Raw genomic sequence first — 9,419 nt, 5'->3', positions numbered from 1 at the left:
CTCTCTTATTATTGATAGTGACCAAACAATCAAGATAAGAGAGGTAGAAAAGGATGATCAACATGGCTCAATTTTATAATATCAAATTTATGAAAGAGGTAGAAGGACTGTCGCAAAGGCAAATAGCTAAAAAGTTAGGAATATCAAGAAATACTGTAAGTAAATATTTAAAGCAAGGTGAACCCCCAACAACTATTCATCGTAAAAAAGTATATGGTAAAGCAAAGTATTCTGAAGAAACCGAGAGAATATTACCTATTATCGATAAATGGTTAGAAGATGATTTAAAGCGTTGGGGAAAACAACGCCATACAGCTGCACGGATGTATGAGAGATTAGTAGCTGAATATGAATTTAAAGGTTCTGAATCTAATCTGAGAAAAATTGTTGCAAAGCGCAAAAAGAAGCTACAGGAAGTCTTTATCCCTCTTGACTTTCAACTCGGCCACCAATTCCAATTCGACTGGGGAGAGGCGGATATTATACTACAGGGTCGAAAACAACGTATTTTCCTCTTCTGTATGCAACTTTCGGCATCTCGAATGAGATTCGTCAGAGCATACCTTCATGAAAAACAAGAGGCTTTCTTAGATGGATTTGTGCATGCTTTTCAATTTTTTGGAGGTGTTCCGACAGAAGGACTTTTTGATAATTTAAAAACAGCCGTGCAAAAGAATTTACAAGGAAGAGATCGACTTGAACAGGAGGCTTTTCTTGCCCTGCAAGCTCACTATTTATTTAAAGCAGAATTTTGTAACGTTAGAGCTGGGAACGAAAAAGGTAGAGTGGAAGGAACCGTTGGTTATGTCCGAAGAAATGCCTTCGTTCCATTGCCAGAAGTACAATCAATGGAAGAATTAAATAATTATCTTTTAAATTGGTGTATGGAAGAATCAGAAAGAAGAAAAGTACCACATAGAAAAGAAACAGTCTTACAAATGTGGCATAAAGAAAAAGAACATCTACACCCTCTTCCAGCCAACAAATTCGAAGCTTGTAAATTAGTTTCGTGTCAAGTGAACAAAACCTCATTAATCACTGTTGAAACAAATCAATATTCGGTTCCATGTCGTTATGTTGGACAAGCTGTTTGGGTAAAAATTTTTGTGGATCAAGTAATCGTAGTGGCTCAAAACCAGGTAATCGCACAACATCCCCGCTCTTACGAACGGAATCAGATGATTACAGTTCTTGATCATTATTTAGAAGCCCTATTGAAAAAGCCAAGAGCGATCCGAGATGCTCATGCATTTCAATCTTCAGACATCCCAGATGTGTTTAGGAGGTTTCATCATAAAATGCGTGAAGAAGAAGGTGCGAATGGTGACCGAAAATTCATACGTCTCCTGCTCCTGCATCGCGAGATAGGAATGGAAAATTTAACAAAAGCTCTAATACAAGCAGAAAAAACACAGGTTTATCGTTATGAAGTCGTTCATGAGCTAATTCAGCGATTGACAAATAATGACGTGACAATCGATAAACTCCCTATTGAAAATACCCCTTTGAGTTTGTTAGATTACAAAATTCAAAAGTCTAGCATATCACAGTATGGGCAATTGACAGGGGGACAGTAAAATGACCACTGAATTATTATTAGACCACATAACTAAACAATTGAGGATGCCAACGATCGCTAAACAGTATCGTTCTCTCGCAAGAGAGGCTGAAGAAAGAAACTTACGTTATGAAGAATACCTGATGGCTCTATTAGAACTTGAGCTCCAAACAAGGGAAGAAAATCAAAAACAAAGGCGACTTAAGCAAGCTACATTTACCGTACAAAAAACGTTAGATTCGTATGATTTTAGCTTAATGCCTAGCCTAAACAAAAATCGATTTTTGACCCTGGCTAAAGGAGAATTTGTCCAAAAGAAAGAGAACATATTATTTCTAGGAAACAGTGGTACCGGGAAAACCCATCTAGCTACAGGTTTAGGGATTGAACTAATCAAAAACGGCCTTAAAGTTAAGTTTATAACAGCTGCTCAATTAGTAGAGGAATTATTATTGGCAAAAGAAGAGCATACTCTGCTTTCATTTGAAAAAAAGTGGCTCAAATTTGATGTAATCATAATCGATGAGCTAGGATATGTGCCCTTCTCAAAGATAGGATCAGAACTATTGTTTCAGTTCTTCTCAAGTCGCTATGAACGCGCAAGCGTTATTATCACAACCAATCTTGATTTTACTGAATGGACTTCCGTTTTTGGAGACGAAAAAATGACAGCAGCCCTCTTAGATCGTCTCACCCACAAAGCACATATTCATTTACTTAACGGGGAGTCTTATAGATTTAGGCAAAGTATAAAACGGAAAGAAAATAACGCCGAAGGGTAATCGAGGCGCGAAAATGTTCAGGGTGTGTTGCCCTCCCGGGCAACACACCCTGAACATTCCATATCCCTCCATAAATGGGACTTAACATATTTCAAGTGGCTCACTTTTAACGTAATCGCTCTGGCTCAATTTATTATTGACAAAAACAAGAAGAAGATATTATTAAATATTTAAATAGCATCGTTCCTACAGATTCCCTCGACAAAATAAAATAAATATGAAAGAAGCTGAAATAAAAATGAAAAAATACTTTATATTTCTTTCATTAGCATTACTTATGATTTTATCTGCCTGCTCGACTGAAGAAAAAACTAGTGATTGTTCTAATACACTTGTGCCAATTGAAATAGATTCTGGTTACAATCTTAGTGAACCTGAATCAAACGAAAAAGTGACCTTTAGTACTACTATCACCCATGAAGGGTTACCTGTTGAGAACGCAAATCAAGTTGAATTTGAAATTTGGGAACATGGAAATCAGGAATATCATCACCTACTAAAAGCGGAGAAAGTAGAACCTGGTGTTTACCAACTTGACTGGACATTTGAAGAAGAAGGTGTTTACTACATTTACTATCATGTAACGGCTTGTGATATGCATCGTATGGAAAAAGAAATGGTCGTAGTAGGAGACGTTGATGTTGATGAAATCACATCTAAACCAGATACAGTTAATTTAGAAATGGGAAATACTGATCAGAACAATAACGAAAGTGATCATTCGAACCATTAATTTTTCCATAACATTGGAGGTGTTTAAAAATGGAGGTAACGATTTGGTTAGCATTTGCAGCGGGCTTAGTTTCTTTTTTATCTCCCTGTGTGCTTCCCCTTGTTCCGGCTTATTTAGCACAAATAACGGGAACAAGTGTGAAGGAAAATCAAATTGAAGCTGATCGCCGGCTCCTCATTTACAATAGTATAGGTTTTATCTCAGGGTTCACCCTTATCTTTATGATATTAGGAGCCTCTTCAACTGTAATTGGTCAATTATTTTCTAATAATCGAGTTCTCATAGAGCAAATCGGCGGTATTATTATTTTCGTATTTGGGTTACAGATGATAGGTGTTATTTCTTTAAATTTGCTTTATAAAGAAAAACGTTTGTCAATCGGTAAAAGGAAGACTGCTAGTTTCGGTAATTCCGTCATTCTTGGTATCGTATTCGGAGCCGGTTGGACACCTTGTATTGGACTTGTCCTTTCTTCGATTCTTATCTTATCTAGTCAAACCGAAACTCTATATACAGGAATGCTTATGTTGTTTGTTTACTCAATGGGATTAGCCCTCCCCTTTTTTGCAGTTGCATTGTTATGGTCAAAGTCATTGCATAAGCTCAAAAAGTTCAACCGATTGCTACCGACTATACAGAAAATTAGCGGTGCAATTATGATTATACTAGGCATTTTGTTATTTACTGGACAATTCCGTATTCTTGCTACATATTTCGCAAGGTTTGTTCCGTTTAATTTTTAAGTCTAAATACAATAAGGCTAGTAACAACTTACTAAACTAAAGGAACACACCCTGAACTTATGGGTGTGTTTCTTTAGTTTGGAGCAATTTAAGGGACGCTTAAAAAAATTCCTATCTCTTTCAGCTTGATAAACCTTCTATTGAATAAGCTTTTCTACTTCTTATTCGTTTTTATCAATAACAAAAGAACTGAAATAATGGTAAATGCAGTAAGAGATAAAAAAGGAATGGTTATAAATCCTAGCCAATTTATATACTGAACATTACAAGGTGTTACTGACGCCATATAAAGTCATGCGGAAGACGGGAAACTTTGTCCCGATATTGCTCCCTATTTTGTCCAAATGAAAGGGAAGCTTGGTTGTGCATCGCTTCCCTATTAATTACATATAAACTTGGTATTCTTCGTTCTTTCTCAAATTAAGTCGTATGCCCTCATCACCGATGGTCACATACCACTGTCTATCGAATTCGAGCTGACAAGGAAGGAAGACTCCTTCATCAAAACGCATATAAAATCGGGTTCCCTCATACAGGAAGCGGCCATATTCCCCTTTTACCAAAAGCCAACACTTCATAAGCTTAGAATAGGCGATAAACCGACATTCCCACATCAAGATAGTTCTCCTTCTATCACCTGTTTCACCATATGATCATCGATAATCCTGCGCTTATTCTGTGCCCCGTATAAAAGACTATGGGTACACACTTTGTTAATCAGCCGGGCGGAACCACTAGAAAAATTATAAATACAATCTACTGCCCCATCCGAAAAAATCTCCTGCTTCGCACCGGAATAGGACAGATGGCGCTTCATGTATTCCTTTGTCTCTGAACGGTCGTAATGAACCAGCTTGCACTGTAAGTCAATTCGCTGGCGGATCGCCGAATAAGACTGGAGCTTCAGGCGGTCCCAAAGTTCGTTTTGGCCGACCAGTATAAGGGCCATCGGGCTTTGAGCATCCATTTTAAAATTCAATAAGAACCGAACCTCTTCAAGCATTTCACGGTCCAGTAAATGGGCTTCATCCACTACTACAATCGGCTGAATACCATGGATTCCACGCATCAGTTCAATCTCTTTGTGGAGCTGCCTCTTCGCATCTCCTCGATAAAACTTAGATTCGCAGCCGAGCTGTTCAAGAACGCCTCTGTAAAAGTTCCTGGGCGTCAGCTTCGAATCGGAAATATATAAAAGCGAGAACTTGGAAGGATCCAGCCCATCCATAAACCGACGAATCGTGGTTGTTTTTCCTGTGCCGCAATCCCCTGTAACGACTCCAAATAGCTGGCGTTCCGCAGCGTATTCCAATCTGCCCAGTGTCTCTTCCAGCAGGTAGGAATTATATAGCTCTTCCGTTGGAATAGCCCGGGAAAAGGGTGTATGAGTTAATTCATAAAAAGCTTCAAACATAGCCGTTTTCCTCCTTCCTTACTCTCCGGTAGGAGACGGCAGGGGCTTGAATCTGTTTCCGTTCTTCCAGTTTTTGTTCAGCTCCCTGTAGTAATCGGGAGTGGTCTGTTTCCTGGATCAGAAGGTGATCCGGCAGAACTGGTCTTTTGCCTGCGCGCTCTCCGATCTCCAGTTCTCTTGCTTTCCACGGAGAATGCCCTTCATATTCAATGGTTACTTCTGAAATGTCCGCCAGGTCATAAACCACTTGTACCTTCCTGCCAATAAACAAGAGACCCACTTCGTATTTCTTGCCCATAAAGCTGATACAGCCTGCTTTATCTACTTTTCTTTCTTCGCAATGCAAAAAGGCATTGGCCAGTACATCCACCTCAGGGAAACGAAGCGTTTTGGAATCGGACCGGAACGCAGCTTCAGGACTGGCTGCGTCCAAAGCAGAGTGGGGTTTATTCTGATAACATTCACTCAGCCAGGCCTGGAAGAGATGGTTAAACTGATCCAATGTTTTCGGTTTTTCCAACATTGCTTCATCCATAAAGGCCTGAACGTTCCTATTAAACTTTTCCACCTTCCCTTTCGAATCAGGTGAGTACGGCTTTGCGTATAATAAACGGATACCCAGTTTAGAACAGGTTCGCCCCATCCACTTCGTCCGGTACTGTTTTCCGTTATCAAAGTAGACGGCCTCAGGCAGTCCCGCCTTTTGTATCGCTTTACGGAAGCAGTCTTCGACAATGGACTGATCCAGTGTGGGATACCACTCACCATGAAGAACATATCTTGTGGCGTCATCAATAAACAAGACTAGGTATACCTGCTTATTGGTCCCGTTGGGACCAATCGGTAGAAAGGGGCCATACTTGATATCAGACTGCCAAAGGCTGTTCCGGTACCTTCTTTGAAATCTTCTTGCGGCAACTCCACTGCTTGTATACATCCGCATTTGCCGGGAACTGTAGCCCCGTTCAGCCAGTTTTTCCTGGAGCGTACTCCTTTTTAATTCTCCCGGCTCTGCCTTTCCTTCCCACTCAAGAATCTGAATGATCTGGCTGACACTCCGCCCCGGAACCTCCCTCCTCAAAAGGATAGCCTCCTCCAGTAAAGCAGGAGGGATCCCTGTCCTGGCAGGTTTTCTTCCTTTTTCCTTCGGCTTTAAGCCTTCGAACCCTTCGTTACGGTACTGGGAAAGATACCGGCGGATGGTCCTTTCCGAAACACCTGCTCTTTCACAGATATCAGCCTTGATTTTCCTTGCTTTGCCAGCATCCAACCCCTCCGCCAAAAGAGGGGAGATTAACTGCATACGTTCCGCGGCTGTTTCTTCCGCTTTCCGTTGACTTTTCATCTTCTCATGCCTCCCATTCATTGGTATAGCATGAGTTTACTCCAGAGCAGTCCGGCCAGAAATGCGGAACGGGTCTGTGACCCAAAGATTTAAATTTGTCATGGAACGGACAGCTCTCTTCAGCCATCCCTCCTCCATACCTACATATTGTCCCAGGGAGTGAAGTACGGTTTGTGGAGATTCGGACAATTCCTCCACAGGCAGATCAAAACGTATCGCGATAGACCGGAGGCAGCCGATGGCATACGCCACCCACACCTGAAACCAGTTCTTCCATCGAAAGATGGTTGCTTCATCCACCGCTGCCTCTGTACGTGGTGGTGTAGAAACGGTACCTTCTATACTCTCCGCATCATACCTTTTATAAGGCACAAGAATATCAGGGAGTTCATGATGAATCTTATCGCATGCCTCACAATATAGCCTTCGAATCACAAGCCTGGAGCGCTCGCCACTGCTTTTATACCATGCACGTTTCCGGCTTCCTGCCACTGAAAGTGTTCCTCCACAACAAGGGCAGGGGATTCGTTCCGTACTTCTAACAAAAAACGCCAGATTGCTTCTCAACCAAGGAATAATTTGATATAATGACCATAATCTTTTTTGGGGTGGACGTCTCCTGTGAAACTGTTGGCGTAGTTTCACATTTATGGGGGACGTCTTTTCCTTTCTCCAGATTTTATACTTCTGGTCATTATATCGGTCAACCTTCGGCCAGGCATTAGCATCAACTTTCGGAATATTTAGATCAGCTTAAACAACAAGGAACTCCCTCAACGCATGGTTTTATTTGCCCAAATGATGGTATCCTTTGAATAAGATAATGATAGAGTGAAATGACTCCACCTATAATAGAGAGTGGGAGCACATATCGTTTTATTTTTAAATCATTATAGTAAGCCGCTATTCCCAGTAATACACTCAACGGGTACTGGATAGGCTACACTTAGTTGGACAATAAAAATAAGGGCTAGTAGAATAATACACAACGAGTAAGGAGCGAATCTACTATGTCCAAAAAAAGAAGAACGTTTTCCACAGAATTTAAGAAGCAAGTGGTTGCTTTATATGAAGGTGGAAAAAGCCGTCAAGATATTGTCCGTGAATATGAATTAACTGCTTCTGCATTAGACAGATGGATTACTCAGTTTCAACAGTATGGTTCGTTTAAAGAAAAAGACAATCGAAGCCCAGAAGAACAAGAATTGATTGAATTAAGAAAAAGAAATAAACAGCTAGAAATGGAGGTCGATATTTTAAAGCAAGCTGCGCTGATCATGGGACGAAAATAGAGGTAATTGAAAAAAATCTGCACCTTTATTCGGTATCAGCAATGTGCGAAGTCCTACAAATAGCTCGAAGTACCTTTTATTATGAAACAGAAATAGCTGCTCAAAAAGAAAAAGAAAAGGCTAAAGAAGAACAAGAATTAAAAGAGAAAATACGAAAGATCTTTAACGAAAACCGTAAAGTATATGGAACTCGCAAAATAAAAGGAGACCTTTTAAAAGCGGGTCACAAGGTTTCCAGACGTCGCATAGGTAGATTAATGGAGGAGCTTGGAATTCAATCAAAGTATGCACAACCGTCCTACAAACCAGTGAGCTCTCGTCCAAATGAAGAATCCGTTCCAAATGTGTTAGATCGGGAATTTCAAGTAGATGAAGAGATGTCTGTATTGGTTAGTGATCTAACGTATGTCAAAGTAGGACAACATTGGAACTACGTCTGTTTTTTAATCGATTTATACAATAGAGAAATAGTTGGTTACAGCGTTGGACAACGCAAAGACGCAGCTTTAGTTCAGCGTGCTTTCGCATCGGTTAATCGGCCACTAGAGAATGTGAAACTCTTTCATACAGACCGCGGATCTGAGTTTAAAAACGTGGCCATTGATGAATGATTAAGTGAATATGAGATTGGACGCTCATTGAGCCATAAAGGAAACCCTTATGATAATGCGGTGGCAGAAGCGACATTTAAGATTTTGAAAACGGAACTAATCAATGGAGAGCATTTCCATTCCTTTTACCACCTGGAACTTGAACTTTTTGATTATATCAATTGGTACAATAACATTCGTTCGCACAGTGCCCTTGGGTATCAAAGTCCGGTAAGTTATCGAAACTTAGCCCTTAAAAAAATTGTTTGATTTAGTGTTGACATACCAGTACATTACAATCCTCTGATACCAGCAAAGCTCACAGGGAACAAATAAGCGAATTTCACTAAAATACAAACTACCTAACGTTGCCACCACTGCAACCAGCCAGGCTACATATAACATAAGATTTTGTATACTAATTCCCTTTTCCATTAGTTAGACTCCAATTCCTTTTCGATAAGGCTCACTATATGCTCATAATCAAACGGGTCTTCAAACGAAATTATTTGTTGCGCAGTATGTGTCTACTACGTAATATAATTACTCCACAATCTGGCCCGATTGCTGAATAAGTAGAACCTGAATTTCGATGCATTTAACTCTTCACTATATTTTGTCATAAAAAAATCACACCAAAAATTAGTTTTTACTCTAACTTTTTTGGGGGGCAATAATACAGCCCTCTTTTTTTATTTAAACCTTTCGAATTGATTACTAACCCAACGTTGTTGATTCTCTGCAACATATTGTTCTACTTCAATCAAACGTTTAACTAATTCCTCCTTAGAAAGCTGCATATACTTCTTTCTAGTGTTATTGGAGTTGTTTAGTGCAAAATAAAAGTTAAGAGTATTGCAACCAAAATGTTAGAAGGTTGCACAAATAGAAAAGGCTTGCCAGCCCTCTCAAAATACCCTACCGTTATTGGTGTCTAATCAACTAATGGTGGGAGGATGAAA

Annotated in this window: 7 protein-coding genes and 4 pseudogenes; 5 read left to right on the top strand and 6 right to left on the bottom strand. The window is 40.0% G+C overall.

Going from position 1 to position 9,419, the window contains the following annotated elements; translation table 11 throughout:
- Positions 1-62 precede the first annotated feature (62 nt).
- The 4 genes from istA (at position 63) to E2L07_RS05370 (ending at position 3,816) form a co-directional block, all read left to right on the top strand.
- Positions 63-1,577 (top strand): IS21 family transposase, encoded by a 1,515-nt coding sequence (istA, locus tag E2L07_RS05385; RefSeq protein WP_243854910.1) that lies wholly within the window; start codon positions 63-65, stop codon positions 1,575-1,577.
- Position 1,578: 1 nt separating this feature from the next.
- Positions 1,579-2,340 (top strand): IS21-like element helper ATPase IstB, encoded by a 762-nt coding sequence (gene istB, locus E2L07_RS05380; RefSeq protein WP_134228976.1) that lies wholly within the window; start codon positions 1,579-1,581, stop codon positions 2,338-2,340.
- A gap of 217 nt (positions 2,341-2,557) precedes the next feature.
- A complete protein-coding gene (locus E2L07_RS05375; RefSeq protein WP_134229029.1) occupies positions 2,558-3,073 on the top strand; it encodes a FixH family protein in 516 nt (171 codons plus the stop codon).
- Between the two features lie 29 nt (positions 3,074-3,102).
- Positions 3,103-3,816: a cytochrome c biogenesis CcdA family protein gene (locus tag E2L07_RS05370; protein WP_134229028.1), complete on the top strand. Its 714-nt coding sequence runs from the start codon at positions 3,103-3,105 to the stop codon at positions 3,814-3,816.
- 154 nt (positions 3,817-3,970) lie between these two features.
- Here E2L07_RS05370 and E2L07_RS21170 read toward each other — a convergent pair.
- The 5 genes and pseudogenes from E2L07_RS21170 to E2L07_RS21165 all read right to left on the bottom strand — a co-directional run.
- A pseudogene (locus tag E2L07_RS21170) lies at positions 3,971-4,087 on the bottom strand (disulfide bond formation protein B); the annotation flags it as partial.
- 342 nt (positions 4,088-4,429) lie between these two features.
- The gene (locus tag E2L07_RS05360) at positions 4,430-5,230 is read right to left on the bottom strand and encodes an ExeA family protein (RefSeq protein WP_134229027.1); all 801 of its coding nucleotides are present in this window, start codon (positions 5,228-5,230) and stop codon (positions 4,430-4,432) included.
- The gene (locus tag E2L07_RS05355) at positions 5,223-6,575 is read right to left on the bottom strand and encodes a DDE-type integrase/transposase/recombinase (RefSeq protein WP_134229026.1); all 1,353 of its coding nucleotides are present in this window, start codon (positions 6,573-6,575) and stop codon (positions 5,223-5,225) included. The genes E2L07_RS05360 and E2L07_RS05355 overlap by 8 nt, the downstream gene beginning before the upstream one ends.
- A 36-nt stretch (positions 6,576-6,611) precedes the next feature.
- Complete coding sequence (locus E2L07_RS05350; RefSeq protein ID WP_276399879.1) at positions 6,612-7,220, bottom strand: DUF6431 domain-containing protein; 609 nt, start codon at positions 7,218-7,220, stop codon at positions 6,612-6,614.
- 115 nt (positions 7,221-7,335) lie between these two features.
- Positions 7,336-7,512 (bottom strand): annotated as a pseudogene (locus tag E2L07_RS21165) (disulfide oxidoreductase); the annotation flags it as partial.
- 73 nt (positions 7,513-7,585) lie between these two features.
- On the opposite strand from E2L07_RS21165, the pseudogene E2L07_RS05340 reads away from it, so the two are divergent.
- A pseudogene (locus E2L07_RS05340) lies at positions 7,586-8,727 on the top strand (IS3 family transposase).
- Positions 8,728-8,745: 18 nt separating this feature from the next.
- On the opposite strand, the pseudogene E2L07_RS05335 reads toward E2L07_RS05340, so the two are convergent.
- Positions 8,746-8,892: pseudogene (locus E2L07_RS05335) on the bottom strand (disulfide bond formation protein B); the annotation flags it as partial.
- Between the last annotated feature and the right edge of the window lie 527 nt (positions 8,893-9,419).

The sequence above is a fragment of the Halalkalibacterium halodurans genome (genome assembly GCF_004376175.1).
GTDB lineage: Bacteria > Bacillota > Bacilli > Bacillales > Bacillaceae_D > Halalkalibacterium > Halalkalibacterium halodurans.
Note: the sequence above shows the minus strand (reverse complement) of the source record. Positions and strands in the feature narration are given on the sequence as shown.

What these genes read in the sequence shown, in the direction of transcription:
- E2L07_RS05375 (WP_134229029.1), top strand. Translation starts at nt 2,558, where the DNA reads ATGAAAGAAGCTGAAATAAAAATGAAAAAATACTTTATATTTCTTTCA.
- E2L07_RS05355 (WP_134229026.1), bottom strand. Translation starts at nt 6,575, where the DNA reads ATGAAAAGTCAACGGAAAGCGGAAGAAACAGCCGCGGAACGTATGCAG.
- istA (WP_243854910.1), top strand. Translation starts at nt 63, where the DNA reads ATGGCTCAATTTTATAATATCAAATTTATGAAAGAGGTAGAAGGACTG.
- E2L07_RS05370 (WP_134229028.1), top strand. Translation starts at nt 3,103, where the DNA reads ATGGAGGTAACGATTTGGTTAGCATTTGCAGCGGGCTTAGTTTCTTTT.
- istB (WP_134228976.1), top strand. Translation starts at nt 1,579, where the DNA reads ATGACCACTGAATTATTATTAGACCACATAACTAAACAATTGAGGATG.
- E2L07_RS05360 (WP_134229027.1), bottom strand. Translation starts at nt 5,230, where the DNA reads ATGTTTGAAGCTTTTTATGAATTAACTCATACACCCTTTTCCCGGGCT.